At 71.7% G+C, this 23,994-nt stretch carries 30 protein-coding genes and 1 pseudogene; 23 read left to right on the top strand and 8 right to left on the bottom strand.

What is annotated here, in order from left to right:
- Nucleotides 1-5 precede the first annotated feature (5 nt).
- Nucleotides 6-251, top strand: a complete 246-nt coding sequence (locus ACH4FH_RS16420) for a CDGSH iron-sulfur domain-containing protein (RefSeq protein WP_398556776.1) — start codon at nt 6-8, stop codon at nt 249-251.
- Nucleotides 252-358: 107 nt separating this feature from the next.
- Here the strand turns inward: ACH4FH_RS16420 and ACH4FH_RS16415 are convergent, their stop codons facing one another.
- Complete coding sequence (locus tag ACH4FH_RS16415; RefSeq protein WP_398556512.1) at nt 359-1,321, bottom strand: SDR family oxidoreductase; 963 nt, start codon at nt 1,319-1,321, stop codon at nt 359-361.
- A 271-nt stretch (nt 1,322-1,592) separates the two neighbouring features.
- On the opposite strand from ACH4FH_RS16415, the gene ACH4FH_RS16410 reads away from it, so the two are divergent.
- From ACH4FH_RS16410 to ACH4FH_RS16400, 3 genes and pseudogenes are all read left to right on the top strand, one after another.
- On the top strand, nt 1,593-2,048 hold the full coding sequence (locus ACH4FH_RS16410) for an SRPBCC family protein (RefSeq protein ID WP_398556511.1): 456 nt from the start codon (nt 1,593-1,595) through the stop codon (nt 2,046-2,048).
- Nucleotides 2,049-2,111: 63 nt separating this feature from the next.
- The gene (locus ACH4FH_RS16405) at nt 2,112-3,743 is read left to right on the top strand and encodes a phytoene desaturase family protein (RefSeq protein WP_398556510.1); all 1,632 of its coding nucleotides are present in this window, start codon (nt 2,112-2,114) and stop codon (nt 3,741-3,743) included.
- 27 nt (nt 3,744-3,770) lie between these two features.
- Nucleotides 3,771-5,138: pseudogene (locus ACH4FH_RS16400) on the top strand (CocE/NonD family hydrolase); the annotation flags it as partial.
- Between the two features lie 59 nt (nt 5,139-5,197).
- Here ACH4FH_RS16400 and ACH4FH_RS16395 read toward each other — a convergent pair.
- A complete protein-coding gene (locus ACH4FH_RS16395) occupies nt 5,198-5,986 on the bottom strand; it encodes a uracil-DNA glycosylase (protein ID WP_398556509.1) in 789 nt (262 codons plus the stop codon).
- 294 nt (nt 5,987-6,280) lie between these two features.
- On the opposite strand from ACH4FH_RS16395, the gene ACH4FH_RS16390 reads away from it, so the two are divergent.
- Both ACH4FH_RS16390 and ACH4FH_RS16385 read left to right on the top strand, forming a co-directional pair.
- Nucleotides 6,281-6,739: an ATP-binding protein gene (locus ACH4FH_RS16390; protein ID WP_398556508.1), complete on the top strand. Its 459-nt coding sequence runs from the start codon at nt 6,281-6,283 to the stop codon at nt 6,737-6,739.
- 76 nt (nt 6,740-6,815) lie between these two features.
- Nucleotides 6,816-7,319 carry a metallophosphoesterase family protein gene (locus ACH4FH_RS16385; RefSeq protein ID WP_398556507.1) on the top strand — a complete coding sequence of 168 codons (504 nt, stop codon included), beginning with the start codon at nt 6,816-6,818 and terminating at the stop codon, nt 7,317-7,319.
- Nucleotides 7,320-7,356: 37 nt separating this feature from the next.
- On the opposite strand, the gene ACH4FH_RS16380 is transcribed toward ACH4FH_RS16385, so the two are convergent.
- Nucleotides 7,357-9,957 (bottom strand): ATP-dependent Clp protease ATP-binding subunit, encoded by a 2,601-nt coding sequence (locus tag ACH4FH_RS16380; protein ID WP_398556506.1) that lies wholly within the window; start codon nt 9,955-9,957, stop codon nt 7,357-7,359.
- 256 nt (nt 9,958-10,213) lie between these two features.
- Nucleotides 10,214-11,086: a universal stress protein gene (locus tag ACH4FH_RS16375; RefSeq protein WP_398556505.1), complete on the bottom strand. Its 873-nt coding sequence runs from the start codon at nt 11,084-11,086 to the stop codon at nt 10,214-10,216.
- 296 nt (nt 11,087-11,382) lie between these two features.
- Here ACH4FH_RS16375 and ACH4FH_RS16370 point away from each other — a divergent pair, with 296 nt between their 5' ends.
- The 13 genes from ACH4FH_RS16370 (at nt 11,383) to ACH4FH_RS16310 (ending at nt 18,068) form a co-directional block, all read left to right on the top strand.
- Complete coding sequence (locus ACH4FH_RS16370) at nt 11,383-11,583, top strand: hypothetical protein (RefSeq protein ID WP_398556504.1); 201 nt, start codon at nt 11,383-11,385, stop codon at nt 11,581-11,583.
- Nucleotides 11,584-11,799: 216 nt separating this feature from the next.
- A complete protein-coding gene (locus tag ACH4FH_RS16365) occupies nt 11,800-11,991 on the top strand; it encodes a DUF6381 family protein (RefSeq protein WP_398556503.1) in 192 nt (63 codons plus the stop codon).
- A 177-nt stretch (nt 11,992-12,168) separates the two neighbouring features.
- On the top strand, nt 12,169-12,489 hold the full coding sequence (locus tag ACH4FH_RS16360) for a gas vesicle protein (protein WP_398556502.1): 321 nt from the start codon (nt 12,169-12,171) through the stop codon (nt 12,487-12,489).
- A gap of 34 nt (nt 12,490-12,523) precedes the next feature.
- Nucleotides 12,524-12,994 carry a gas vesicle structural protein GvpA gene (locus ACH4FH_RS16355; protein WP_398556501.1) on the top strand — a complete coding sequence of 157 codons (471 nt, stop codon included), beginning with the start codon at nt 12,524-12,526 and terminating at the stop codon, nt 12,992-12,994.
- Between the two features lie 3 nt (nt 12,995-12,997).
- Nucleotides 12,998-13,744 carry a GvpL/GvpF family gas vesicle protein gene (locus tag ACH4FH_RS16350; protein ID WP_398556500.1) on the top strand — a complete coding sequence of 249 codons (747 nt, stop codon included), beginning with the start codon at nt 12,998-13,000 and terminating at the stop codon, nt 13,742-13,744.
- 1 nt (nt 13,745) lies between these two features.
- A complete protein-coding gene (locus ACH4FH_RS16345; protein ID WP_398556499.1) occupies nt 13,746-13,988 on the top strand; it encodes a gas vesicle protein GvpG in 243 nt (80 codons plus the stop codon).
- A gap of 15 nt (nt 13,989-14,003) precedes the next feature.
- On the top strand, nt 14,004-14,924 hold the full coding sequence (locus ACH4FH_RS16340; RefSeq protein ID WP_398556498.1) for a histone protein: 921 nt from the start codon (nt 14,004-14,006) through the stop codon (nt 14,922-14,924).
- A 5-nt stretch (nt 14,925-14,929) separates the two neighbouring features.
- Nucleotides 14,930-15,934: an SRPBCC family protein gene (locus ACH4FH_RS16335; protein ID WP_398556497.1), complete on the top strand. Its 1,005-nt coding sequence runs from the start codon at nt 14,930-14,932 to the stop codon at nt 15,932-15,934.
- A gap of 8 nt (nt 15,935-15,942) precedes the next feature.
- Nucleotides 15,943-16,305, top strand: coding sequence for a gas vesicle protein (locus ACH4FH_RS16330; protein ID WP_398556775.1), 363 nt, complete (start codon nt 15,943-15,945; stop codon nt 16,303-16,305).
- Nucleotides 16,302-17,159, top strand: a complete 858-nt coding sequence (locus ACH4FH_RS16325) for a GvpL/GvpF family gas vesicle protein (protein ID WP_398556496.1) — start codon at nt 16,302-16,304, stop codon at nt 17,157-17,159. Before ACH4FH_RS16330 ends, ACH4FH_RS16325 begins: the two co-directional genes overlap by 4 nt.
- 2 nt (nt 17,160-17,161) lie before the next feature.
- The gene (locus ACH4FH_RS16320) at nt 17,162-17,392 is read left to right on the top strand and encodes a gas vesicle protein (protein WP_398556495.1); all 231 of its coding nucleotides are present in this window, start codon (nt 17,162-17,164) and stop codon (nt 17,390-17,392) included.
- Nucleotides 17,389-17,685, top strand: a complete 297-nt coding sequence (locus ACH4FH_RS16315) for a gas vesicle protein K (RefSeq protein WP_398556494.1) — start codon at nt 17,389-17,391, stop codon at nt 17,683-17,685. The genes ACH4FH_RS16320 and ACH4FH_RS16315 overlap by 4 nt, the downstream gene beginning before the upstream one ends.
- Before the next feature lie 203 nt (nt 17,686-17,888).
- Nucleotides 17,889-18,068: a CsbD family protein gene (locus tag ACH4FH_RS16310; RefSeq protein WP_398556493.1), complete on the top strand. Its 180-nt coding sequence runs from the start codon at nt 17,889-17,891 to the stop codon at nt 18,066-18,068.
- A gap of 108 nt (nt 18,069-18,176) precedes the next feature.
- On the opposite strand, the gene ACH4FH_RS16305 is transcribed toward ACH4FH_RS16310, so the two are convergent.
- Together ACH4FH_RS16305 and ACH4FH_RS16300 are read right to left on the bottom strand one after the other, a co-directional pair.
- On the bottom strand, nt 18,177-18,494 hold the full coding sequence (locus ACH4FH_RS16305; RefSeq protein ID WP_398556492.1) for a hypothetical protein: 318 nt from the start codon (nt 18,492-18,494) through the stop codon (nt 18,177-18,179).
- Nucleotides 18,495-18,548: 54 nt separating this feature from the next.
- The gene (locus ACH4FH_RS16300) at nt 18,549-19,817 is read right to left on the bottom strand and encodes an ATP-binding protein (RefSeq protein WP_398556491.1); all 1,269 of its coding nucleotides are present in this window, start codon (nt 19,815-19,817) and stop codon (nt 18,549-18,551) included.
- A gap of 205 nt (nt 19,818-20,022) precedes the next feature.
- On the opposite strand from ACH4FH_RS16300, the gene ACH4FH_RS16295 reads away from it, so the two are divergent.
- Entirely contained in the window at nt 20,023-20,748 is a 726-nt protein-coding gene (locus ACH4FH_RS16295) for a class I SAM-dependent methyltransferase (protein WP_398556490.1), read from the top strand.
- A gap of 35 nt (nt 20,749-20,783) precedes the next feature.
- Here the strand turns inward: ACH4FH_RS16295 and ACH4FH_RS16290 are convergent, their stop codons facing one another.
- The gene (locus ACH4FH_RS16290; protein ID WP_398556489.1) at nt 20,784-21,293 is read right to left on the bottom strand and encodes a DinB family protein; all 510 of its coding nucleotides are present in this window, start codon (nt 21,291-21,293) and stop codon (nt 20,784-20,786) included.
- A gap of 398 nt (nt 21,294-21,691) precedes the next feature.
- On the bottom strand, nt 21,692-22,177 hold the full coding sequence (locus ACH4FH_RS16285; protein ID WP_398556488.1) for a peroxiredoxin: 486 nt from the start codon (nt 22,175-22,177) through the stop codon (nt 21,692-21,694).
- Nucleotides 22,178-22,350: 173 nt separating this feature from the next.
- Between ACH4FH_RS16285 and ACH4FH_RS16280 the strand changes: the two genes are divergently transcribed.
- From ACH4FH_RS16280 to ACH4FH_RS16270, 3 genes are all read left to right on the top strand, one after another.
- Nucleotides 22,351-22,515 (top strand): hypothetical protein, encoded by a 165-nt coding sequence (locus ACH4FH_RS16280; protein WP_398556487.1) that lies wholly within the window; start codon nt 22,351-22,353, stop codon nt 22,513-22,515.
- A gap of 95 nt (nt 22,516-22,610) precedes the next feature.
- Nucleotides 22,611-23,084 carry an NUDIX hydrolase gene (locus ACH4FH_RS16275; protein WP_398556486.1) on the top strand — a complete coding sequence of 158 codons (474 nt, stop codon included), beginning with the start codon at nt 22,611-22,613 and terminating at the stop codon, nt 23,082-23,084.
- Nucleotides 23,085-23,499: 415 nt separating this feature from the next.
- Nucleotides 23,500-23,853, top strand: a complete 354-nt coding sequence (locus tag ACH4FH_RS16270; RefSeq protein WP_398556485.1) for a hypothetical protein — start codon at nt 23,500-23,502, stop codon at nt 23,851-23,853.
- Nucleotides 23,854-23,994: the final 141 nt, after the last annotated feature.

Here is a 23,994-nt window from a genome sequence, read left to right as displayed (position 1 = left end):
CCCCGATCAGGCCATCGGGCCGTGACGCCCGGCGCGTCACGCAGGAGCCGGACGGGCCGATGCTGATCGAGGGGCCCGTCGAGGTGACGCTGGCCGACGGGACCATCGCCCGTTCCGACCGCCCGACGGTCGCCCTGTGCGTATGCCGCCGCAGCAGGATCTACCCCTGGTGCGACACCAGCCACCGCCGCAGGACTCATGCCACCGGCGGCGCCGTGGACGATGGCGCGGAGCGGGGCGGCGCGGATTGAGCAGCTGGCCACGGCGCGTTCGCCGCGCTGCCGAGACCTTCCACCCCCTTCCCCTCGCTTCACCCGTTCGGCGTAACGCACCGGTGGCCGTGCGCGGCCCGGACCGCTCAGCCGGCCGGTCCGCCGGGTGCCTCCTGATCCGGCGGTCTCCCCTGATCCGGCAGCTTCTCTTGCTCCTGCGGTCTCTCCTGACCCGGCGGCAGCGGGCGTTCCGCCGCCTCGCCGCCCGCCCCGAGCAGACCGGTGGCGGTGACGTCGGAGCGGCCGGTGAGGCGCGCGAACTCGCGCCGGGAACGGCGCGCGACGATCCCCGGCAGGCCCGCCCGTACCGCTTGGGCGGCCCGCAGCCAGGGCTGGGCGTAAACGGCGGGGGAGCGTCGCTCGATGCCGTGGACCAGGCGGGCGGCCACCGGATCCACGCGGTACGTCTTCGAGGCGGGCCATGGCAGCCCGGTGCGCAGTACCCGCATGGCCGCGTGCCCTTCGGCGGCTCTGATCATCTCCGTGTCGGCCCAGCTGAGATAGGCGACGCCCACTCCCACGCCGCGGTGCGCCAACTCCGCGCGCAAGCAGTGCGCGAACGTCTCGGCCCCCGACTTGGAGGCGCAGTACGCCGACATCATCGGTGCGGCGGCGATGCCCGCCAGGGAGGAGACCTGCAGGTAGTAGCCCCTCGTACGCAACAGACCGGGGAGGAAGGCACGGGCGGTGACCGCGCTGCCGAGCAGGTTGACCTCCACGACACGGCGCCAGGTCGCCGGGGCGGTGTCCAGGAACGGTCCCCCCGCCGCGACCCCGGCGTTGGCGACCACCACGGACGGCGGCCCGAGGCGTTCCGTCACCTCGGCGGCGACCCGGGCCATCGCCGCATCGTCGGTGACGTCGACCGGCCAATGCGTGCTCCCGCCGGGCAGCGAGGCTGCCACTCGGGCGAGTTCGCGCTCCTCCAGCCCCAGCAGGGCCACCGTTGCGCCCCGCCGTACGAGCGCTCGCGCCATGGCCTCACCCAGTCCGCGCGCGGCGCCGGTGACCACGGCGATGCGCCCCAGCAGAGGCAGCGCTTCGGCCATGGTCACGTCTCCGTCTTCTGCGCCCCGCCGGGCCTGCTGATGCCCGCCGGAAGGTGGGTGGCGGGAGCGGGATTCCGACGTGGAGGGGGATTTCCAAGCTAAGGCCGAACGGTCAGGAGTTCCTGTGCACGGCGGTGACCAGAGGCCCGGGCGCCCGCCGCGGGCGCGTGCACCACCGGCCGTCTTCGGACGGCCGAGCGCGACAAGCCGTCCTAGGCTGACTTTCGACCGCTGACGACCAGCTCCATCGAGATGTCGGAGGGCGAAGCGCATGGCTGTGAGGCATCAGCTGATCAAGAGGGCTCCGGAAGCGGTCTGGGCGATCCTGGCGGATGGCTCGCGCTACGCGGACTGGGTCGTCGGCACGGACGAATCGTGGCCCGACGAGGGCATCTGGCCCGCGCTGGGCTCCACCATCGGGTACACCGTCCGCATCGGGCCGTGGCCGCTGAACGGCCACACCATCGTCCGTCGCTGCGACCCGCCCCGGGAGCTGGAGCTGGAAGTCGACAGCGGCCCGCTGGGCACCGCCCGGATCGCCATCGATGTCCGCCCGTGGGGCGAGCACAGCCTCGTCATCGTCGACGAGCACCCCCTGACCGGGCCCGGCGGGTTCCTGCACAACGCGGCCCTGGACGCCCTCCTGCAGCTCCGCCACCGCAGCATGCTGAGCCGGCTCGCCACGGTGGTCGAGAACTATCCACGGGACCTCAGCGACATGCACTGAGCCGGCACGGGCCGGCCGCGCGACGGCACGGGCCGCCGCAGCCACGGTGAACAGGAGACAGCCATGCCCGACGCGGTGGTGATCGGCGCCGGCCCCAATGGCCTGGTCGCCGCGAACCTGCTGGCGGACCACGGGTGGACGGTCGAAGTCCTGGAGGCACAGCCGGACCCGGGCGGCGCGGTCCGCAGCGACCGCGGTGTCCACCCCGACTACGTCAACGACCTGTGCAGTTCCTTCTATCCGCTGGCCGCCGCCTCACCGGTGCTGAGCGCGCTCCACCTCGAAGAGGAAGGGCTTCGCTGGAGCCACGCCCCCCGGGTCCTTGCCCATCCCTTGCGGGACGGCCGGTGCGCGCTTCTGGAGCGGCGCGTCGAGGACACCGCCCGCGGCCTGGACGGCTTCGCCGCCGGTGACGGTGCTGCCTGGCGCGATCTGTGTGACGTTTGGGACCGCGTCGGTCCCGATCTCATCGGCGCCTTGTTCACCCCCTTCCCACCGGTGCGTGCCGGGGCGCGGCTGCTGGCCCGGCTGCGCGGGGCGGGCGGACTGCGCCTGGCACGGACGATGTTGCTGCCGGTACGGCGCCTGGGCGAGGAGGAATTCCGCGGCGAGGCGGGCCGGCTGCTGCTCGCCGGCAATGCCCTGCACGCCGACCTCGCCCCGGAGGCCGCGGGCAGCGGCGGCTTCGGCTGGCTGATGTCGATGCTCGGCCAGTCCGTCGGCTTTCCCGTCCCGGCAGGGGGCGCCGGAGCCCTCACCGATGCCTTGGTGCGCCGGCTGGAGCGGCGGGGCGGCGCGGTGCGGTGCGACGAGCGCGTCGTCGAAGTCGTGGTGCGCGGCGGCCGCGCGGTGGCGGTGCGCACGGCCGGCGGCGAGACGGTCCCGGCGGGCAGGGCCGTCCTGGCGGACGTCTCCGTACCGGCCCTGTACGGCGAACTGGTCGACGCCCGGCACGTTCCCGGCCGAGCCCTCGCCGATCTGCGCCGCTTCCAGTGGGACTTCGCCACCTTCAAGGTCGACTGGGCCCTGGACGGCAAGGTGCCCTGGACCGCGGAGGACGCCGCCACCGCGGGCACCGTGCACCTGGCCGACGGGGTCGACGGCCTGACCCGGTTCGCCGCACAGCTCTTCACGGGACAGGTCCCGGACCGGCCGTTCGCGCTGTTCGGGCAGATGACCACCGCCGACGCCACGCGCTCGCCGGCCGGCACCGAGTCCGCCTGGGCCTACACCCACGTCCCGCACCGGGTCCGCGGCGACGCGGGCGACGACGGCCTGACGGGGGAGTGGAACGAGGGCGAGCGCGAAGCCATGGCCGATCGCATGGAGACACAGGTGGAGCGCTACGCCCCAGGATTCCGCTCCCGGATCCGTGCCCGCCGGATCCTCGCGCCGCCCACGCTGGAGGCCATGAACGCCAACCTGCACGGAGGGGCGATCAACGGCGGCACCACCGCCGTCCACCAGCAGCTCGTCTTCCGCCCCCTCCCCGGGACCGGGCGCCCGGAGACCTCCGTCAAGGGGCTGTACCTGGCCTCGGCCGGTGCCCACCCGGGCGGCGGGGTGCACGGCGCCCCCGGCGCCAACGCCGCACACGCGGCACTGCGCACCTGGTCGGCGAGCGGGGTGCTCAGCCGTACCCAGCGCGCCCTCGCCCGCCGTGACCGCCGGGGCGTCCGAACGGACGGGGCATGATACGCCGCGGTGCACGTCCGTGGGGCGCTTCGGAATAGCTCGGCCGAGGCGGGCACCATGTTCGCCTACTCCACGCTGCCGCCGGATCCTGCCGTGGTCGGTGACCGGTGGCGAGAGATGTGGCACGAGCGGCTGGAGAACACCGAGCCCTGGGTCCTGGAGTGGCTGCGCCACCAGCGCCGTGACGATAACTGGCGGCACGCGTCGGTCTGCGAGAACTACCAGGACGTGGCCTGCCCCGTCCTGGCCTCCAGCGGTTGGGCGGACGGCTACTCCAACGCCGTGACGCGACTGCTTTCCCACCTGGACGTACCGCGCAAGGGCCTGATCGGCCCCTGGTCGCACGAGTTCCCGCACCTCGGGGAGCCGGGCCCCGCCATCGGCCACCTGCAGGAGGTCGTGCGCTGGTGGGATCACTGGCTCAAGGGCGTCGACAACGACGCCATGGACGGGCCGATGCTCCGGACCTGGATGCAGGACAGCGTGCCGCCCTCCACCGCCTACGAGGAGCGGCCCGGCCGCTGGGTCGGCGAGATGGAATGGCCCTCACCGCACATCCGACCGGTCTCGTATCCGCTCGTGCGGCACCGCATCGTCGGTCCTGGCGAGACGGCGCCGGACCCGGCCGGGGACGACAACCCGATGACGGTCCAATCGCCGCTCTCCGTAGGCCAGTTCGCCGGCAAGTGGGCCTCGTACAACGCGCCGCCCGACCTGCCGTACGACCAGCGTGAGGAGGACGGCGGGTCGCTGGTGTTCGACACCGAGCCGCTCACCGAACGGCTGGAGGTGCTGGGCACCCCGACCGTCGAACTGGAGCTGTCGGCCGACGAACCGGTCGCCATGGTGGCCGCCCGGCTCTCCGACGTGGCCCCGGACGGCAGCGCCACCCGCGTCAGCTACGGACTGCTGAACCTCACCCGGCGCGAGGGCGCGGACGAGCCGGACCCACTGGAGCCCGGACGGCGCTACCGGGCCACCGCCCAGCTCAACGGCCTGGCGCAGTCCTTCCCGCCCGGCCACCGCGTCCGCCTCTCCCTGTCCACGTCGTACTGGCCGCCGGCCTGGCCGCCGCCGAAGCCCGTCCGGCTGAGCGTGTACGGCGGAACCAGCAGTCTCTCCCTGCCGGTGCGTCCGGCGGATGCACCGGACAACCTGCCGCCGCCCCCCTTCGACGAGCCGGAGGGCGCCCCGGCCATCGAGACCTCCCAGCTGACGCCGGTCGAGGAGCGCTGGGACGTCAAGCGTGACCTGATCGGCTACAACGCCGAGTTGGAGATCGTCAAGGACCGTGGGACGGCCCGCTTCGAGGACATCGGACTCGACGTCGGACGGCGTGCCTACGAGCGGTACACCTCCGTCGCGGACGACCTCACCTCCGCTGCCGGGGAGTCCACTTGCGGGGCCGGGCGCGGTAAGGCCGCCGTCCGGCCCCGGCTCCGCCGTGCGTCGCCTCATTCGCCCGGCGCCAGGCCCGCCAGTTCTGCGGCGTGCGTGAGCAGCTCGACGAGCATGGCGGAGGTGAGCCGCCCGGTGAAGGTGTTGCGTTGGCTGGGGTGGTAGCTCCCCAGGACCCGTAGTTCCTCGCGCCCGTCGGCGTCGGGCAGCACCAGCTCCGCTCCGTGGCCGAAGGCGGGCCGGGGCCGGGGGATCGTCCGGCCAGCTTCGGCGAGGACGGGCAGCAGCGCCTGCCAGCCGAAGGCGCCCAGGGCGACGATCACCCGCAGATTCGGGCGCAGCAGCGCGAGCTCCGCCGCCAGCCAGGGGCGGCAGGTGTTCCGCTCGGAGGGGGTCGGCTTGTTCTCCGGCGGCGCGCAGTGCACCGGGGCGGTGACCCGCACCCCGTACAGCTCCAGGCCGTCGCCCCGGTGCGTGGCGGTGGGCCGGGAGGCGAGACCGACCTCGTGCAGCGCCGCGAACAGGAAGTCACCTGAGGCGTCCCCGGTGAACATACGGCCGGTGCGGTTGCCGCCGTGCGCGGCGGGCGCAAGGCCGACGACGGCCAACGCCGCGTCCGGCGGCCCGAAGCCGGGCACCGGCTTCGCCCAGTAGTCCCAGTCACGAAACGCCGCGCGCCGGGTCGCGGCGACCTCCTCCCGCCAGTCCACGAGCCTCGGGCAAGCCCGGCACCGGGTCACCTGCGCGTCGAGCTCGTCCAGTCCACCGCAGCGCGCCGCCTGATGGGCCGGAAACCCTGCATCGCTGCTGCGCGGCGGTGGACCTGCGGCTGCGGTCTCGTCCATCCCTCCACGCTAGGTCACCACCCGTTCGTACCGGTCAGGACGGCGCGTGGCGCGGCGGTGGCGCTGGCGGGCACGGGATGCGTCCCCGGAGTCGCCCCCGCCCGCCGTCACCGGGCACTGTCGCGGGGCGCAGGGAGCGAAGCCCGCCTCGGCCGGACGCGGACTCACCCGCGTCCGTGAGGAGCCCGGGCGTGCCGCAGGGGCCGCACGGCCCCCTGGGTTCGGGACGGAAGTCCCGAGTGGCCCGCCGCCCCGCCGGGCACATCGCGGGTGTCCCCAGGAAAGGTTTCCGTGATGCCCACGACCACCCCCACGACCGGCTCCGACGCGGCAGTACGCCCCTTGGCCATGCGGCTCCCCCAGGACGAGAGCGCACCGGCGCTGGCCAGGGAGGCGCTCGACGAGGTCCTCGACCCCGGGTGGCCGCGGTTCGACGCGGGGCGTCTGTGCCTCACCGAGATCGTCACCAACGCCCTCCGGCACACCGACACCACGGGGCTCAGGCTGATGCTCATCGCCGACTCCGGGCACCTCTTCGCCGCTGTCGGCGATTCCTCGGCGGCCCTGCCCATGAGCAAGGACACCGGGCACGACCCATTGCCGGATGACGGCCGGGGAACCGAGGTTCTGGGTGCCCTCGCGGACTCCTGGGGCTACGACCGCACGCGCTGGGGGAAGTGGGTGTGGTTCCGGCTGCACAGCCGCTCCACCGACCCGGAACCGGCCGCGCCGCACCCCGGGCGAAGAGCCTGAAGCCTCCGCCGAGCCGAGCCGAGCCGAGCCCGTGCCGTGCACGGCCACGCCGCCGCCCGGCCGCTACGGTCACCAGGTGCGACTGCTCCTCATCTCCGACACCCATCTGCCCAAGCGCGCCAAAGCGCTGCCGCCGGCGCTCCTCGACGAGGTGCCACGTGCCGACGTCGTGGTGCACGCGGGGGACTGGGTGGACACCGCAACCCTGGACCTGCTGGAGGACCGCGCCCAGCGGCTGATCGGGGTGTACGGCAACAACGACGGCCCCGAACTCCGGGCGCGGCTGCCCGAGGTGGCCCACGCGGAACTGGACGGCGTACGGCTCGGCGTCGTGCACGAGACCGGCCAGGCCCAGGGGCGCGAACGCCGGTGCGCCGACCGGTTCCCCGACCTCGACGTGCTGGTCTTCGGCCACAGCCACATCCCGTGGGACTCCACGGCGGACGACCGGCTGCGCCTCCTGAACCCCGGCTCACCCACCGACCGCAGACGACAGCCGTACTGCACCTACATGACGGCGCGCGTGACGAACGGCCGGCTCACCGGCGTGGAGCTGCACCGGTTGCCGCAGCGGCGGTGACCGATGGGGCCACGAGGGCCCCGGGCATCGCTCCTGTTCACGAGGTCTCGGTGGACGCGGTGCTCCCGGCGCCGTTTCCGTCCTCCTCCCGGCCGGTAAGGAACCTCAGCCGGTCGTCCTTCTCCTCGACGCGCACCCGGTCGCCGGCCGACAGCGCCCCGTCGAGCAGCAGCCGGGAGAGCGGATTGCCGATCTCACGCTGAATGGTGCGCCGCAGCGGCCGGGCACCGTACTCGGGCTGGTAGCCGTGCCTGGTGAGCCAGTCCACGGCTTCCGGCTCGAAGTCGATGGTGATGTCCTGGGCGTGCAGCCTGCGGCGGGTCGCCTCCAGCAGGAGATCGGTGATCCGGCGCAGCTGGTCGTCGTCGAGCCGCCGGAAGACGATGATCTCGTCGAGACGGTTGAGGAACTCCGGGCGGAAGTGTTCGCGCAACGTCCCCAGCGCCCGCTCACGCGCCCCGTCGTCGGCGTCCGCCCCGGAGCCGGCCGTCCCGAAACCGAGCATGCCGCGGCCGCCGCTGAGGGCGTCGGAGCCGAGGTTGCTCGTCATCACGATGACCGTGTTCTTGAAGTCGATCGACCGGCCCTGCGCGTCGCTCAGATGCCCGTCGTCCAGCACTTGGAGGAGCATGTTGAAGACGTCCGGATGGGCCTTTTCCACCTCGTCGAGCAGCAGCAGCGAGTACGGGTGGTGGCGCACGGCCTCGGTCAGCTGGCCCGCGTCCTCATGGCCGACGTATCCGGGCGGTGCACCGACCAGCCTGCTGACGGTGTGCCGCTCCTGATACTCGCTCATGTCCAGCCGCACCATCCGGTCCTCGCTGCCGAACAGCGCGTCGGCGAGGGCCCGGGCCAGTTCGGTCTTGCCCACGCCGGTCGGCCCGAGGAAGAGGAAGCTGCCGATCGGGCGGTTGGGGTCGGCGAGGCCCGCCCGGGAGCGCTGCACCGCCTCGGAGACGGCCGTGACGGCGTCCTCCTGGCCGATCACCCGCGCGTGCAGGCGCTCCTTCAGGCCGAGCAGCCGGCTCTTCTCCTCCTCGGTCAGGCTGCTCACGGGGACACCGGTCTGCCGTGACACGATCTCGGCGACGTCCTCCGAGGTGACCTCCACGATCCGGCCGTCGCCCGACGTCCGGTCCGAGCTCTCGCTCGCACCCGCCTCGATCCGTGCGGTGATCTCGGCGATGCGGTCACGCAGCTCGGTGGCCCGCTCGTACTGCTCGGAGGCGACCGCCTGGTCCTTGTCCCTGACCAGTTGCTCGGCCTCGCGTTCGAGGTTGCGTGTGTCGCTGGTCTTCGTCCCCGACCGCAGCCGCACCCGGGCGCCCGCCTGGTCGATCAGGTCGATGGCCTTGTCGGGGAGGAAGCGGTGGGTGATGTAGCGGTCGGAGAGTTCGACGGCCGCGAGCAGCGCCTCGTGGCTGTAACGCACCTGGTGATGCGCCTCGTAGCGGTCCTGCAGACCGCGCAGGATCTCGACCGTGTCGGCGATGGTGGGCTCCGGCACCAGGATGGGCTGGAAACGGCGGGCGAGCGCCGCGTCCTTCTCGATGTGGCGCCGGTACTCCTCCAGCGTCGTGGCGCCGATGATGTGCAGTTCCCCGCGGGCCAGCGCGGGCTTGAGCATGTTGCTCGCCTCCAGGGAACTGCCCTCCGAGCCGCCACCGCCGGCCCCGACGACGGTGTGCAGCTCGTCGATGAAGACGATCAACGAGTCGGAGTGCGCCCGTACCTCCTCGATGATGTTGTTCATCCGCTCCTCGAAGTCACCCCGGTAACGGGTGCCCGCGACGACGCCGGTCAGATCCAGCGCGACGACCCGCCGCCCCGCCAACTGGTCGGGCACGTCACCGTCGGCCAGGCGCTGCGCCAGGCCCTCGACGATCGCCGTCTTGCCGACGCCGGCGTCACCGACCAGCACCGGGTTGTTCTTCCCGCGGCGGGAGAGCACCTCGATCGTCTGCTCGATCTGCTCGTCGCGGCCGATGACCGGGTCGATCCGGCCCGCCCGCGCCATGTCCGTCAGGTCGCGGCTGTACTTGTCGAGGGTGGGGGTGTCGTGGCTCGGCGCGGGCGGGTGCTCCGCACCGGCGGGCGGTGCCCCGAAGGCGGCCGGGGGGCCGGTCTGCGGGTCGAAGTGGACGATGTTGAGGATGCGGCCCGCCGCCGAGTCCGGATTGGATGCGAGCGCCCCGAGCACGTGCTCGGGGCCGATGTACGTGGCTCCGGTGCCCAGCGCCAGGTCATGGGCGCCCAGCAGGGCCCGCTTGACCGCCGGGGTGACGGCGACACTCGTCTGATGGGGCCCGGTGCCGACCTTGCGGTCGATGTCGGCGGCCAGTGCGTCGGGGTCGACTCCCGACTGCTGCACCAGGCTGCGGGTCGGCTCCGTGGAGAGCGCCACCCGCAGGAGGTGCTCGGTGCCGAGCTCGGAGCTCCCGTGTTCCGCGGCGTAGGCGGCCGCCGCCGTGACCAGTTGCCGGGCCGGTCCGCTCATCAGCCGGGCAATGTCCGCCTGCCGCGGCATGGGGCGCCGTGCGTCCTTGGAGGAGTTCGCAGCACGGCCGAAGACGCGCGCGAGGAAGTCGTCGAACGGGTCCTGGCCGAAGCCCTCCGGACCCATGAAACCGTTGCTCATGTGTGTCCGTTCCGCTGTCACGACGGCGCCGCGACATGCTGCTCTGTCGGGTTCCTTGTGCTGCTGCCCTCGCGGGTGCCCAGGACGGGCGACGTCACACACGACCGGTACGGGTTGCGGGCGGCCTCACAGGTGTCGGGCACCGACAACCCGGTCGCCCCGGGGCGGCAGCGTGTCACGGAGGGGAAGGGGGCTCATGGCCCATCGCGGCCTTGCAGCCGGGGGTGGCCTGGCCGTCATGGGCCCGGGGAGGGCGTCAGTCGCTGTCCGCCGTGGGGACCACCGCGACGGGCGATGCGGCGGTGTGCAGCGCCGCGGCGCTCACCGACCCCAGCATCAGCCTGCGCAGGCCGGTGCGCCCGTGCGAGCCGACGACCAGCAGAGCGGCCCGGCGCGAGGCTTCCGCCAGGATCGTCGCGGGGCGGACACGCTCGACGCGTACGTCCACCTTCACCCGGGGAAAGCGCGCGCCTCGCTCGGCCGCCATCGCTTCCAGCTGACGCCGCGCCGCGTCGTCGAGGGCCTTGAAGTCCGGCGCCACCATGCCGGGGCCGGTGGGCAGCTCGCCGAGGTGGAAGTTGGCGTGCAGCAGCTCCAGGCGCGCATCGCGCAGATCGGCCTCGGCGAACGCCAGGTCCAGCGCTTCCTCCGACACCTCGGAGATGTCCACACCGACCACGACCCGGTTCTCCGGGGCGGCGGAGGTCTCTCCGGGGCGGACGACGATGACCGGGCAGTCGGCATGGGTGGCCACCTGCCAGCTCACGGAGCCGAGCGGCAGCCGGGCGAACCCGCCGCTGCCGCGATGACCGAGCACCAGCAGGGCCGCCCCCGAGGAGCGTTCCACCAGCACCGCGGCGGGCCGGCCGGATACCACCTCCGCCGTCACCGGCACCTGGGGAAAGTCGAGCCTCACCATTGCCGTGAGGGGTTCGACGACCCCGGAGCCGTGCGCCGTCGCGGCGGCCTGCCGCTCCTGGGGGTCCGGCGCGTCGACCACGTGCAGGAGGCGCAACGGCCTGCGGTGCAGCTCGGCTTGCCGTGCGGCATGCCGCACGACGGTCTGCTGGTCGCTGTCTTCCTCGACTCCCACCAGCACGGGGCGGTCGGTTGCGGTGGCGTCGTGCATGGAGACTGCTCCTTTGCTTTTCGACTTCGCCGGCAAACCTCTGTCCGGTCGTCCCGGCTACCCGTGCACCGCGCTCTCACGCGCCGTGCGGCCCTGCCCCGCCCCGCGAACGGCCTACTTTCGGCCATCGGGTCGTCGAGGCCCACCGGACGCCCCCGAGCCCCGTTCCGCGACGTCACCCCGCCCGTCGCGGGCGCGGGCTGCGGTTGCGACTTCGCCGCCCGCGTGCGAAGAGCCCCGCCGACCCCGATCCTGAAGAGGACGGGGGAGCCGCCGATGCGTCGAGGAGGCCACGCATGAGCATGGCGGACAAGCTCAAGAAGATGCTGGCGGGAGACTCCCGCCACGACTCCCACCCGGCCGAGCCCGCCGCTCGTGAGGAGTCCTCGGCCGCTGAGCCGTCACCCAAGCGCACCGGCACGTCCGGCTGGGAGCGCAGGAGGCGGCTCAAGGAGGAATTCGACCGGATGCACCGCCCTGATCCGCCCCCGCGGTAGCAAGCGGCCACCGGAGCGGCACGCCGGCCGGCGCATGGCCGGTGTGGCGTCCGGATGGCCCGGGGGAGGCCCTGGCGGGGCGGCGTGGACGACGTACCCCCGGTGGCGGTCGCGGAGCGTGACCGTTCGAGGTGCCGGGCCGGACCGGTCCTGGTTCGCTGAGGGGCAGTTCCCTCTCTCGACGAACGCTCTCGACGAACGAGCAAGGAGTGACCAATGAGCCCCGCAGACGAAGCCCGTCAGCGCGCCCAGCAGATGCGTGACAAGGCCCGGGAGTTGAACGACGCCGCCGAGCACGCGACCGACCCGAAGGAGCGGCAGCGGCTTCAGCAGAAGGCCCGCAGGCTGCAGGAGCAGAGCGAGCAGCAGAGCGGCATGGGCAGCGGAGACATCCACCCCTCCCTGTGAGCTCAGCCGCGTGCAAGGCACCGAAGTCGCCGGTGGTCTCTTCGCCCTCAGGGGCGGAGGCCACCGGCGGCTGCATGGGCGTCGTTCGGTACGCCGTACGGGCTCTCTGTCCCCGCGGTCCGACGTATTCGGCCCCGCTCAGGATGCGCGGTGCGAGAAGAAGATCAGACTTGAAATATGGCAGAGCAAACCCGAACGCGGACTCGGTCAACATCGACGGCCGCCCGAAAGCACAAGAAGCCGGAGAACGGCCCCGGAACAATGGCACGCGATGCCACCGAACTGCTGCAGAGCCTGATCAATCACCGGGTGGAGGGCGTTTCCGCTGTCCGGCGCACTGACAACGGATGGTGCGTCGCGGTGGAGGTTCTTGAATTGGAACGCATTCCGGATACCACCAGCCTGCTCGCGAGCTATGAGGTCCAGCTCGACCAAGAGGGCCAACTTCTGGAGTACTACCGGACCCGCCGCTATCGGCGGGGCGCGGCTGACGAGTGATCCCACCGATCCGACCGGCTGAAAGGACACCCTGATGACCACGACCACCTATTCCGGCTACGCGGGCGAGGTAGTCCCCTGCCCGCCGAGGGCGGGCACGTTGTACGACGTGCTGGAACTCATCCTGGACCGGGGCATGGTCATCGACGTGTTCATCCGGGTGTCGCTGGTCGGTATCGAAATCCTCAAGATCGACGCGCGCATCGTGGTCGCCAGCGTCGATACCTATCTCCGCTTCGCCGAGGCGTGCAACCGCCTGGACCTGGAGCGGGACTCGGGCAGCGTCACCGTTCCCGAACTGTTCAGCGGCCAGGCCGCGAAGAGCGTAGGGAAGCGCAAGGTCCAAAAGGCGGCCAAATCCGTCGGCGACACCGTCCGCACCGCCGTCGGAAGCGGCGAAGGCTCCGACGAGGACGACGAGGGCGACGAGCAGCCCCAGCGGCGCAGGCGCGCGCCCGCCAGGTCCGGAGCAGCTTCCCGCCGGCGCAGGTCAGAGGAGGACTGACCCGTGACGGATGCCGGCTGCTACGTCTACGGCACGGTCCTGGCCGACCACCCGGTACCTTCCGGCCTGCGCGGGGTGGGCAGCCCGCCGGGGGCGGTGACGGCACTCACCCTGGGGCAGTTGACCGCTGTCATCAGCGCCGCCCCGCCCGACCTGCGGGCGCGTCGTCGGGATCTGCTCGCGCACCAGGAACTGCTGCTGCGGCTGGCCGACGACGGGCCGGTTGTCCCGATGCGGTTCGGCATGGTCGCGGCGGACGAGTCCGCGGTACGCCGTCAGCTGGTGGACGCCGAGGACCGTCATCTCGCGGTCCTGGAACGGCTTGCCGGCCGCGTGGAGATGAACGTCAAGGTGCTGCCCGCCAACGACGCTCTCGCGGCCCTCGTCCAGGAGGACGCCACCGTCCGCGGACTGCGTGACGCGGTACGCCGCCGGCCGAGCTACCAGGCCAATCTGCGCCTGGGTGAGGCCGTGGCGGGCGCGCTCGCCCGCCGGGCCAACGAGGCGGGGCGCGAGGTGGTGAGCCACCTGGCGGCCTCGGCCCACGCGGTCGCTGCCGGGCCGGAGGTCGCCGGATGCGTGGTGAACACGTCGTTCCTGGTGGACCGCCGCGACAGCGCCGAATTCCGCGCGGAAGTCGAGCGCCTGGCCGCCCACCACCGCCACCGGGCGGAGCTGCGGGTGGCGGGCCCGCTGCCTTGCTACAGCTTTCTGGAGGCCGATGTACCGGCCGGAAGTTTCGGAGCGTGACATGGGATTGATCAGCGGGATTCTCACCCTGCCGCTCGCTCCGGTACACGGTGTGGTCTGGGTGGCCGACCAGCTGGCGCTGGCGGCCGATCGCGAACTGCACGACCCCGCCGTCATCCGGAGCCGGCTCGCCGCGCTCAACCAGGAATACGAAGAAGGACACCTCAGCACGGAGGCGTTCGAACGCGAAGAGGATCGGCTGCTCGATCTCTTGCACGGGCGGCGATCGGTTGTCTGCCAATGAAGAGGTGACCTGCCCATGAATGACCGGACCAAGGTCCTGCTCGCGGCCGCCGTCGCGGGTGGCTACGTACTGGGCCGCACGAAGAAGGGTCGGCTCGCTCTCACCGCGGCGACCTATCTCGCCGGGCGTCAATTCGGGCTCGAACCGCGCCAGCTCGTCGCCGAAGGGGTCCGCAGGATCAGTGAGATCCCGCAGGTCGCCGAATTGGGCGACCAGGTGCGTGGGGAACTGCTGGATGCCGGCCGGGATGCCGTCTCCGCTGCCGCGAACCGCCGTCTCTCCTCGTTCGCCGATTCCCTCCACGACCGCACACTCCGCATCGGCGTGGCCGAGGAGGAAGGGCCGGAGGACGAGTACGAGGACGAAGAGGGCGAGTTCGAGGACGAGGAGGAGCCGGAGGGGGAGTACGAGGAGGAAGAGGAGCCGCCGGAGGACGAGGAGGGCGAGGGCGAGTACGAGGACGAGGAGCCAGAAGAGGAGGACGAGGAGCCAGAAGAGGAGCCCGAGGAGGAAGAGCCCGAGAAGCCGTCCCGCCGTCGTGGCGCGAAGGCGTCGGGCAAGCGGGACACCGGCAAGCGCGACTCCGGTAAGCAGGAAGCGAAGAAGCGCGGCGGGAAGCCCGCGGCCAAGAAGTCCGCCGACACCGGCAAGACGGCCGCCAAGAAGTCGGCCCCGGCCAAGAAGACGGCCCAGAAGAGGTCGGCACCCGCGAAGAAGGCGGCGGCGAAGAAGTCCGCGCCGGCCAAGAAGACCACGGCCAAGAAGAGCGCCGCGAAGGAGACCGCTGCCAAGAAGACCGCAGCGAAGAAGGCCCCGGCGAAGAAAGCCCCGGCGAAGAAGACCGCGGCGAAGAAGGCCACCGCAGGGAAGAAGGCAGCCTCGTCGTCGAAGACGACCGCCAAGAAGACCACATCGCGCGCCGACCGCCGGAGGTAACCGTCATGGCCAAGACGGGACGGGACAAGGACGCCGGAGACTCGGGAATGGACCGGGTGCGTTCGGAACTCGGGAACTATTTGAGTGCCAAGGTGGGGGACCTGGCCGAGAAGACGGGCGGCAAGCTGACCGATGTGACCCAGCAGCTCGCCGAGGGCGGCGAGAGCGGCGGCATGCTGAAGATGGGCTCCCGCCTCCTCAAGGGCGAGAACCCGGTCAAGGCGTTCCTCTCCGAGAAGGCGAAGGGCGTCAAGGACAACGTCGTGGGGAAGGCGAAGGAAGCCCTCGGCGGCAGCGCCGGTAAGGGCCGCAAACCGGGGGATACGAAGGTCACCAATATCATCGAGGTCCTCGATATCGGCCTGCCCTTGCGTACGGTCTACGACCACTGGACCCGCTACGACAAGTTCAGCGGCTTCACCAAGGGCGTGCGCGATGTGTCGCAGAGCGACGAGGTGACGAGCGACTGGAAGGCCAAGGTCGGCCCGTCGACCCGGGGCTGGAAGGCGACCGTCCAGGAGCAGGTGCCCGACGAGCGCATCATCTGGACGTCCGAGGGAGCGAAGGGCACCACCCGAGGAGTGGTCAGCTTCCATGAACTGACCCCGGGCCTGACCCGCATTGTCCTCGTCGTCGAGTACTACGCCTCGGGCTTCTTCGAGAAGACCGGGAACATCTGGCGCGCCCAGGGCCGCCGGTTGCGGCTGGACTTCAAACACTTCCAGCGCTACGTCACCCTGACCGACGAAGAGCCGGAGGGCTGGCGTGGTGAAATCCGCGACGGCGAGGTCGTGCGCACCCACGAAGAAGCCGTCGAGGAAGAAGATGCTGAGGCAGAAGAGGGCGAAGAGGGCGAAGAGGAGGACGAAGACGGCGAGTACGAGGACGAGGCGGCGGACGGCGAAGCCGAGGACGAGTACGACGAGGACGAGGACGAGTACCCCGAGGAGGACGAGGACGGCGAATGGGAAGAGGCCGACGAAGAGCGTGACGACGAAGAAGAGGAATGAGTGACCACGTGACCGATGTCGACTTCAGGCAGGCCGCCGCGCCCGCCAACGGTCCCAGTACCACCAACCTCGCCGAGATCCTCGAACGCGTCCTCGACAAGGGCATCGTCATCGCCGGGGACATCAAGATCGACCTCCTCGACATCGAACTCCTCACCATCCGGCTGCGCCTCTTCGTCTCTTCCGTGGAGACGGCCAGGAAGGCCGGCATCGACTGGTGGGAGACCGACCCGGCGCTCAGCTCCAAGGCGGCCCGCAACGAACTCCGGGAAGAGAACGAGCGCCTGCGCGAGCGGGTGGAGGCGCTGGAGTCCGCCGACGAGGACCGCGCGTCCGCGCCCGCTCGACGCAGGGACAAGGCCGGGGCATGACGACGCAGACGTCCTCCGGCGTCCGCGAGGACGCGCCCGCCACCTACGTCTTCGCCGTGTGCCGACGGGTCGACCCCGCCGCCCTCACCGGACTGCCGGGTCTCGCCGCGGGCGCGCCCGTACGCGCGCTGCCGGTCGGACCGCTCACGGCGGTCGTCCAGCACGTCCCCGCCGCCGCATTCACCGAGGAGTCCTGGCAGCAGCGCCTGTCGGACCGCCAGGAGCTGGAGCGCTGCGCCCGCGCCCACCACGAGGTGGTGACCGCGGCGGCGGCCTGCGGGCCGACGGCCCCCCTGGCGTTGGCCACCCTCTACCGGGGGGACGAGCGGGCGCGGCAGGCCCTCGGCGAGGACATGGAGCGATTCGCCGCGGCGTTGGACCGGATCGAAGGCCATGCCGAGTGGGGCATCAAGGTCTACCTGCCGGCCGCTGCCACTACCGGCACCTCCGGCTCCACAGCCACCACCGTCACCGAGCCGTCCGGAGGTGGCGCCGCCGGCCCCCGGCCCGACCGTGACGGTGCCGGCAGCGTCAACGCCGGTCGCGCCTATCTGGAGCGCAAGCGCGGACTGCAGCGGTCGCGCGAGGAACGTCACGACCGCGTACTGCAGACCGCTGAGGATGTCGACGCCGCCCTGTGCCGGCTGGCGACCGCGTCCCGTCGGCTCCGCACGCACAGCCAGGAGGTGACGGGGGAGAAGCACCGGCTGCAGGTCCTCAACGCCGCGTACCTGGTGGCGGCGGAACGCGAGCAGGCACTCGCCGACATGGTGGCGGCCCTGCACGGCAGGACCGGCGCGCAGATCGAGATGTCCGGGCCTTGGGCGCCGTACTCCTTCGCCGGGGAGGTGTGACGGTGTCCGCGCACAAGCCCGTTCCGTGGGAGACACCGGAGCCGCTCTCCGGACCGATCGGGGTCCCGCTGGTGGACCTGCTGGACCGGGTGCTCTCCACCGGCGTCGTCATCAGCGGCGATCTGGTCATCGCCATCGCCGACGTACCCCTGGTGCGGCTGTCGCTGCACGCGCTCCTCTCGTCGGTGAGCGAACGGGTGCCCGCGCCCTGGTCGGACGGAGGTCCCCTGTGACCGGGAAGGCCACGCCGGCCGAGAACAGATTCGACATCGATCGCGATCAAATGGGCCGTGACCTGGTCGCTTTGGTGTTGACCGTGGTCGAACTGCTGCGGCAGCTGATGGAGCGGCAGGCGATCCGCCGGGTGGAACAGGGCGATCTGAGCGAGGAGCAGGTGGACCGGATCGGCGAGACGCTCATGCTCCTCGACGAGCGGATGAACGAACTCTGCGACCAGCACGGCCTGCGCCTCGAAGACCTCAATCTCGACCTCGGTCCGCTGGGCTCGCTCCTGCCGCGGGATTGAGGAAGCGGCCCCGGTACGTCGCGGGGGCGCTCGGCTGCCGGGAGGGCGGTCGTGGCAGCGGAGCGTAGCCGTCGGTGGCTTCCCGCAATCACCTCGGTGATTTGTCCTGTTTGTGTGTTGGGTGTGCGATTCTTGTGAGTGGGCCGGACCCCGCGTCGACCGGAGGAGCGGGCCGGCGCCGGGTGATGAGGAAGGACCACGCCATGAGTCGGAGCGAAAAGGCCAGGGCAAGGGCCGAAGAGCTCAAGGGCACGCTCAAGCGGCATGCGGGTCGTGCGGTAGGGAACGAAAGGATGGCCACCGAAGGCCAGGCCGAGCGGAGCATGGGCGCCGCCCGCCAGGCCAAGGAGAAGGTCAAGGACATGTTCAGGCACAAGGGTTGAGGGGGAGAGGGAGTCGCGGTTCCGTCTCCCTCGGCAGCGGGGGGAGTGTCCGCTCCGCCGGCACTCCCCCCGCTCATGTCTGCGGGCGCGTCACGAGCCCCCGGCGGTTCAGCGCAGCCTCTTCGTCCCGGCGACCAGCTTGCGGAGGTACTTCTCGCCGTCGGCGTAGGCCAGCCGGTAGGTGAAATTCTCCGAGACGTACTGCGTGCGTCCGGTCGTGACATCGGTGACGTCGACCCGGTAGCCCAGCGCGCTGTTGCCGCACCTGAACCGGCCCCCGACTCCGGTCCGGTTCTCCGTCACCGTGATGGCGAACCTCTCCCGTGGTGGCGCCGCTCCGGAGCGCGGCGGGCGGCGCGGAGGGCGCAGGTGCCACCGGGAGGCCGCGCGCAGGGCGAGAGCCCGGAGGCTGGATACGGAGCGCATGCGGGACCTCCTTCGCGAGCACCCGGCGGGCCGCGTGGCAGCCGCCCCGCTCCTTCAGGTACGCCCGTACCGGCTGGTCTGGTCGGCGAACGCCAGCGCCATCTCCGTCGTGACGGTGGGGCGGGTGCGGCGGATGGTGTGGAGGTAGTCGTCGGTGACAGGACGGGAGCGGTTCCCCGTATCCAGGGTGCGCTCGAAAACGGTCTGTGCCACCACACGGGCCACCTGTGCGATGTCTGCCGGGGTGAACCCCTCGCTGGCTTCCGCGAGCACCGGGATGTCGGCCTCGGCGCCCGCCCTGGCCAGGTAGCTCGTCCACAGCGCGCGGCGTGCTTCGGCATCGGGCGGACCGACGGGCAGGACGTAGTCGAAGCGGCCGTGGCGCAAAAACGCCGGGTCCAGCGTGGACACGTTGTTGGTGGCGCAGATCAGCAGCCGGCCATCGCGGTCGCGGAACCGCACGATCGACTTGAGGAGCTCGTTGACGACCCCGACGGACGCCGGGTCGGAGCCGCTGCGCAGACCGGCGACCTCCTCGACCTCGTCGATGAAGACCAGCGCGTGATCGAGCTGCGCGATCTGGTCGAAGTGCCTGCTCAGCCCGGTTGCCAGCCCGTCCTCCAGCGCGAGCCGGGACGGGAGGAGTTCCACGAAGGGCCACCCGAGGCGGCTGGCGACCGCCTTGGCGAAGGTGCTCTTCCCGGTACCCGGAGGCCCGAAGAGCACCACGGCCCGGGGCGGTTCGACACCGTGCTCGGCCGCCAGCTCCGGGTGCGCGAGCGGAAGGACCAGACGGCGTTCGATGAGCTGCTTCTCCGACGCCATCCCCGCCAGCTGCCCCCACCCGCCGGCGGGCGGCACCACCCCGCCCAAGGAGGCCAGGAGGGCGGCGTCCTGCGCGGTGACCACTTCGGTCTTCTCGAAGTAGGTGAGGCCGTCGAGGGGCCGGAAGCCGGAACGGTGCAACGCCGTCGAGCCGCACTCGCCCTCGGGGAGCACGGCGGCCAGCGTGCTCGCGCCGGCCGTTTGGAGACGGTGCTCCAGCGCCGACAGCATCGCACTGCCCATCCCCAGATTCCGCCACGACGGATGAATGCCGATCCGCAGGATCCACGCCCGGTCGCCCTCGACCCGGCCCACCGCGGCACCCACCAGGCGGCCGTCGGCCACGGCAACGATGGTGGGGTGGAGGCCCTGGAGCGCCGCGACGACATCGGACAGACGGAAGACGCCGCGCGGGTCGCCGGCCGCGCTCTCGGCGTCGAGCCGGACGATCGCCTCGAGGTCGTCCGGGGTGAAGTCCCGTAGGTGCCAGCCACCCATACGCAGCCTCCAGTCCGGCGCTGCCTTACCCCTTCCATGATGCGGCCGGTACCCGGGCCCGGCACTCCGCGGCCGGCAGGAGCCCCGCGGCCCGCCGGGTCGGCCCGCCCGCGCAAGATCACCGGCGGGGCCCCGCGGAACGTGCCGTGCCCGCGCGACCGTGCCGCGACGCAGCCCCCGCCGCCCGGCTGACTACCCTTGACCCGTGTTCACCGCCGAGGGACCCACCATCCGCGAACTGACCGTGCAGGCGCTCTCCTCCGTCCAGCGCGGATACGACCTGCTGGCTCCCAAGTTCAACCACACCTCTTTCCGCACCCCGGACCGGATCCTGGACGCGGTGGCGGGAAGCCTGCGCCGCCTGGGCCCCTTCGAGGCGGGACTCGACCTCTGCTGCGGTACCGGAGCGGGCCTGCGGGCGCTGCAACCGCTGTGCCGTAAACGGGTCACCGGGGTCGACTTCAGCGCCGGGATGCTGGCCGCGGCCCGGGACGCCGTCCCCTCGGCCGGGTCACCGGCGGTCGAGTGGGTACGGGCGGACGCCCGCGCCCTGCCGTTCACGTCCGCCTTCGATCTCGCCGTGAGCTTCGGCGCGTTCGGCCATTTCCTCCCGGCCGAGCGCCCCCGGCTGTTCGCCGAGGTCCACCGGTCGCTGCGCCCCGGCGGGGTCTTCGCCTTCCCGGTCGGTGCGCCGCCCTCGTTCCGCTCGCCCCTGTACTGGACGCTCCTGGGCTTCGACACGGCGATGCGTGTACGCAACGCGCTGTGGCGGCCGCCGTTCGTCATGTACTACCGCACCTGGCCGCTGGGTCCGGTGCGCGAGGACCTGCTCCGGGCCGGCTTCCGCGTGGAGTTGCTGCCGCTGGAGGAGCTGGGCCGCCGCGCCGACAACAGCCCCAAGTGCCGGCTGGTCGTGGCCCGGAAGGCGTGACGGAAGCGCATGCCTCTCCGGTACGGTCGCCCGGCCTACCGGCGCCGCAGGATGCCCCGGAGGAAGGCGGCCTGACCGGCGTGCTGCAGATCGTCGGCGATGACGCTGATGAGCCGGGCCGCGAGCGTCACCGGCGGCGTCCACCCCCGGTCGATGACCTGCGCCAGGTCCTTGTCGGTGAGCGCGGAGACGTACGCGACCGTGTTGTCGTGCACGGCCCCGTGGTAGTCGTTCAGCGGTTGTGCGCTCACCCGCACCGCTGCCACGTCCTCCGGTGAGTGGCCGTAGCCGGTCGAGTCCGTGGCGAACGGCAGGTCGAAGCGGTCGGACCACCCCTCGGCCACCCAGACCTGCTCGGTGCCCGCCGCCGCGGCGATGTGGTCGTCCTGGATGCGGGTGAGGTGCCAGACGAGCCAGCCGATCGAATTGGCGCCCTCGTCGAGACGGGCGCTCAGCTCGTCGGGACTCAGTCCCGTGACCACGTCGTCCACGACCTCCCGGATACGTCCGAAGGCATCGACGAGCAGGTCCGTGCTGGTGGTCATAGCGGCTCCTCTGCGGGCGACGGAGATGGGGGACTTACGGAGTCGGGGCTTCGCGGACGCCTTGAGTCTGCTTCCCGGGGCGCCGGGCTCCTTCTCCGGAGCGTCGTGCTTTCCGGGAGGGCGTGGCAGGAGCGGACCGTACGGGGTACCGCCGTCGTGAAGCCCGTCCGCCGGGGACGGGCAGGGCCCCGGCCGCCCCGCACCCATGCCGTAAGGCAAGCAGAGGATTGCGCGGCGGCCGGGCTGACACGCGCTGCCGCGGCCGATCGGCCGCAGTGGCCGCACTTCTGGGACGGGTGACGCCGTGGCGGACGTGCCGGCGCCACGGCGTCAGGGCCTCGACCGGGCACGGCGAAGGCCCGCAGGGCCGACCGTCACGCCCTGCCCGCGGAGGAGGTTCAGGCCTCTTCGAGGGAGGCGAGGTGGCCGGTGAGGGTGTCCAGGGACTGGAAGGTGGCACCGAACAGGGCGACATGCTTCCAGCGCAACGTGCCGTCCGGTGCGATCAGGAACACCGAGCGCCGCAGACCGATGCCGGGCGCGGCGATGCCCAGAGTGCGGGCGACCTGGCGGTCGGTGTCGGCGAGCAGCGGCATGCGCAGGCCGTGCTTGCGGGCGAACTGCTCGTGGCTGTCGACGCCTTGGGGGCTGATGGCCCACACTTCCGCGCCCTGCTCCTGGAACTGTTCCAGGCCGGACGAGTAGGAGCACAGCTGCTTGGTGCACACGCTGGTGTCGTCACCCGGGTAGAAGGCCAGGACCAGCGGCCGGCCGCGCCGTTCGGACAGCGTGTAGGTGTTGCGCTCGAACCGGTCGTCGGTCAGGACACCGCCGGGCAGGGTGAAGTCGGGTACGGGCATTCCGGTCTGCAGTGCTGGGGACATCACAAGGTCCAATGACTCGGGAACGGGCTGCGGCGTAGCGGACCGCGCCGGCCCGCGCGTCCGGGCCGCGGCGCGGCAGCCGCCTCTGCGGCTCGCTCTCATCCTCCTCCTCGCCGCGCGGCGACCGGCAGCGGCCCCTGTCGACTCTGATCATCAGTGGTGCCCGGGACCACGTGGTCGATCAGGGACTGTGGCGGGAGGATGCCGCCTTCGGGCAGCCCGGCGCCCTGCGTCGCACGATCGACGGTGCCGGTCGCTTTCCTTGGATCGAGAACCCCCAAGCGGTCCGCGCGGCCTTCGCCGACCTGACTGAGCTGCTGAAGGGCGAGGCCCGATAGGGCGCGAGGTCGTTCAGGCGATTTCACCGGCCGACAGAACTGGCGATGCAAGGATCTCGGACGTCGCGATGGCGTCCGGCGGGGAGGGGTTGGGGATGAGTTTCCGGCTGGCGGCGTACGCCGTGTGCATCGAAGGCGGGCGGGTGCTGCTCGCCCGTCACCAACCGCCGAAGGGCGAGAGCACCTGGACTCTTCCGGGCGGCAGGGTCGAGCACGCGGAGGATCCGTTCGATGCGGTGATCCGGGAAGTCGCCGAGGAGACCGGCTGCGACGCGGTGGTCGAACGCCTGTTGGGCGTGGACTCAAGGATCATCCCCGCAGCCGAACGCACCATCCCCGGCGGACCGGAACATCAGAACGTTGGCATCTTCTACCAGGTCCGCATCACCGGCGGCCGACTCCGGCCCGAGCCGAACGGCGAAATCGCCGAGTTGGTCCGGACTCCGATCCTCGATGTATCGGGCCTGCGCCGGTCATCGCTCGTCGACATCGGCCTCGCCCTGGCGCAGACTCTCCCGGCGACCGGCCACGTGGGGCCCATCCCGGTCGGCGGCCTGATCCAGCACTGAGGCAACCACCAATGCCTGCCGGCCTGATCGGCCGTCATCCGGCTCACATGACGGCCCGGACAAGCCCTGGTTGACGACGTGTCGCACCGTCGCAGGCGAGCGGGCTCCGGTCACGAGGTGTGCTCGACTTCGGTGGCACGCTCGCCCGACGCGGCCCGCCCGCCGGCTGCCCGGCTGCGCCACCGGGCCGCTGAGTCGCGCACGGTCGACGCCTCCCGAGACATGCCCAGCGGCCTCGAAGGGGCGGCGGCCGCGCTCAGGGGCGTGTCGACCCTTTCAGGGCGCAGCGGGTGACGCGGGGTCTGCTGCGTTCCAGTGACTCTCCGGTGGGTCGCAAGTCGTCACGGAGTATTTATCCTATTGTCTGCTTTGCGGGAAATATCCTTTTCCTGCCCCCTGAGATGAAGGTGGAAGAATGTTCCGTTCGATTCCTCGCGGGCTCGCCGTGGCAGGTCTGACCGTGGCCGCCGTCACGGTGCCGATGGCGGGCGCCGCATCCGCTGCTCCCAGTGCTGCGCAGAGCGTCACCTGCGGTACGCAAGATCGCTGTGTGCAGAGCCAGGCGGAGCCGCGTCACCGTCAGGCCGACCGCATGCAGCGCCAGGCCGACCGTATGCACCGTCACGCCGACCCTCGCGACTGCCAACACAAGAAGCACGGCAAGAAGCACAGCACCAAGCAGGACACGCGCATGGACCGCGAGAGCCGTCCGGTCGAGACGTCCGAGAGCAGCGGTCTGCTCGGGCTCGGCCTGCTCGGGATCCTCTAGGTCCCGCTGAGCGCCGTCGTCGTGGGCTCGGGGACGCCCGGGCTCACACGCGCCGCACCGTGCAGGATCCGCGGTCGGCCGGCCACTCCGCGCCATGGGCCGGGTGACCGGCCCCGGGCTCCGTCTTCGCCCCTGTCCCTG

This window comes from Streptomyces sp. NPDC017993 (genome assembly GCF_044328065.1).
In the GTDB taxonomy this organism is placed as follows: Bacteria; Actinomycetota; Actinomycetes; order Streptomycetales; family Streptomycetaceae; genus Streptomyces.
This window is presented reverse-complemented; position numbering and strand designations above follow the sequence as displayed.

Bases quoted from the DNA above. Each gene is read 5' to 3' on its own strand.
- ACH4FH_RS16305 (WP_398556492.1), bottom strand. From the start codon at position 18,494: ATGCGCTCCGTATCCAGCCTCCGGGCTCTCGCCCTGCGCGCGGCCTCC.
- ACH4FH_RS16395 (WP_398556509.1), bottom strand. From the start codon at position 5,986: ATGGACGAGACCGCAGCCGCAGGTCCACCGCCGCGCAGCAGCGATGCA.
- ACH4FH_RS16275 (WP_398556486.1), top strand. From the start codon at position 22,611: ATGAGTTTCCGGCTGGCGGCGTACGCCGTGTGCATCGAAGGCGGGCGG.
- ACH4FH_RS16415 (WP_398556512.1), bottom strand. From the start codon at position 1,321: ATGGCCGAAGCGCTGCCTCTGCTGGGGCGCATCGCCGTGGTCACCGGC.
- ACH4FH_RS16375 (WP_398556505.1), bottom strand. From the start codon at position 11,086: ATGCACGACGCCACCGCAACCGACCGCCCCGTGCTGGTGGGAGTCGAG.
- ACH4FH_RS16345 (WP_398556499.1), top strand. From the start codon at position 13,746: ATGGGATTGATCAGCGGGATTCTCACCCTGCCGCTCGCTCCGGTACAC.
- ACH4FH_RS16355 (WP_398556501.1), top strand. From the start codon at position 12,524: ATGACCACGACCACCTATTCCGGCTACGCGGGCGAGGTAGTCCCCTGC.
- ACH4FH_RS16370 (WP_398556504.1), top strand. From the start codon at position 11,383: ATGAGCATGGCGGACAAGCTCAAGAAGATGCTGGCGGGAGACTCCCGC.
- ACH4FH_RS16340 (WP_398556498.1), top strand. From the start codon at position 14,004: ATGAATGACCGGACCAAGGTCCTGCTCGCGGCCGCCGTCGCGGGTGGC.
- ACH4FH_RS16360 (WP_398556502.1), top strand. From the start codon at position 12,169: ATGGCAGAGCAAACCCGAACGCGGACTCGGTCAACATCGACGGCCGCC.
- ACH4FH_RS16300 (WP_398556491.1), bottom strand. From the start codon at position 19,817: ATGGGTGGCTGGCACCTACGGGACTTCACCCCGGACGACCTCGAGGCG.
- ACH4FH_RS16410 (WP_398556511.1), top strand. From the start codon at position 1,593: ATGGCTGTGAGGCATCAGCTGATCAAGAGGGCTCCGGAAGCGGTCTGG.
- ACH4FH_RS16325 (WP_398556496.1), top strand. From the start codon at position 16,302: ATGACGACGCAGACGTCCTCCGGCGTCCGCGAGGACGCGCCCGCCACC.
- ACH4FH_RS16405 (WP_398556510.1), top strand. From the start codon at position 2,112: ATGCCCGACGCGGTGGTGATCGGCGCCGGCCCCAATGGCCTGGTCGCC.
- ACH4FH_RS16390 (WP_398556508.1), top strand. From the start codon at position 6,281: ATGCCCACGACCACCCCCACGACCGGCTCCGACGCGGCAGTACGCCCC.
- ACH4FH_RS16310 (WP_398556493.1), top strand. From the start codon at position 17,889: ATGAGTCGGAGCGAAAAGGCCAGGGCAAGGGCCGAAGAGCTCAAGGGC.
- ACH4FH_RS16270 (WP_398556485.1), top strand. From the start codon at position 23,500: ATGTTCCGTTCGATTCCTCGCGGGCTCGCCGTGGCAGGTCTGACCGTG.
- ACH4FH_RS16285 (WP_398556488.1), bottom strand. From the start codon at position 22,177: ATGTCCCCAGCACTGCAGACCGGAATGCCCGTACCCGACTTCACCCTG.
- ACH4FH_RS16380 (WP_398556506.1), bottom strand. From the start codon at position 9,957: ATGAGCAACGGTTTCATGGGTCCGGAGGGCTTCGGCCAGGACCCGTTC.
- ACH4FH_RS16365 (WP_398556503.1), top strand. From the start codon at position 11,800: ATGAGCCCCGCAGACGAAGCCCGTCAGCGCGCCCAGCAGATGCGTGAC.
- ACH4FH_RS16335 (WP_398556497.1), top strand. From the start codon at position 14,930: ATGGCCAAGACGGGACGGGACAAGGACGCCGGAGACTCGGGAATGGAC.
- ACH4FH_RS16290 (WP_398556489.1), bottom strand. From the start codon at position 21,293: ATGACCACCAGCACGGACCTGCTCGTCGATGCCTTCGGACGTATCCGG.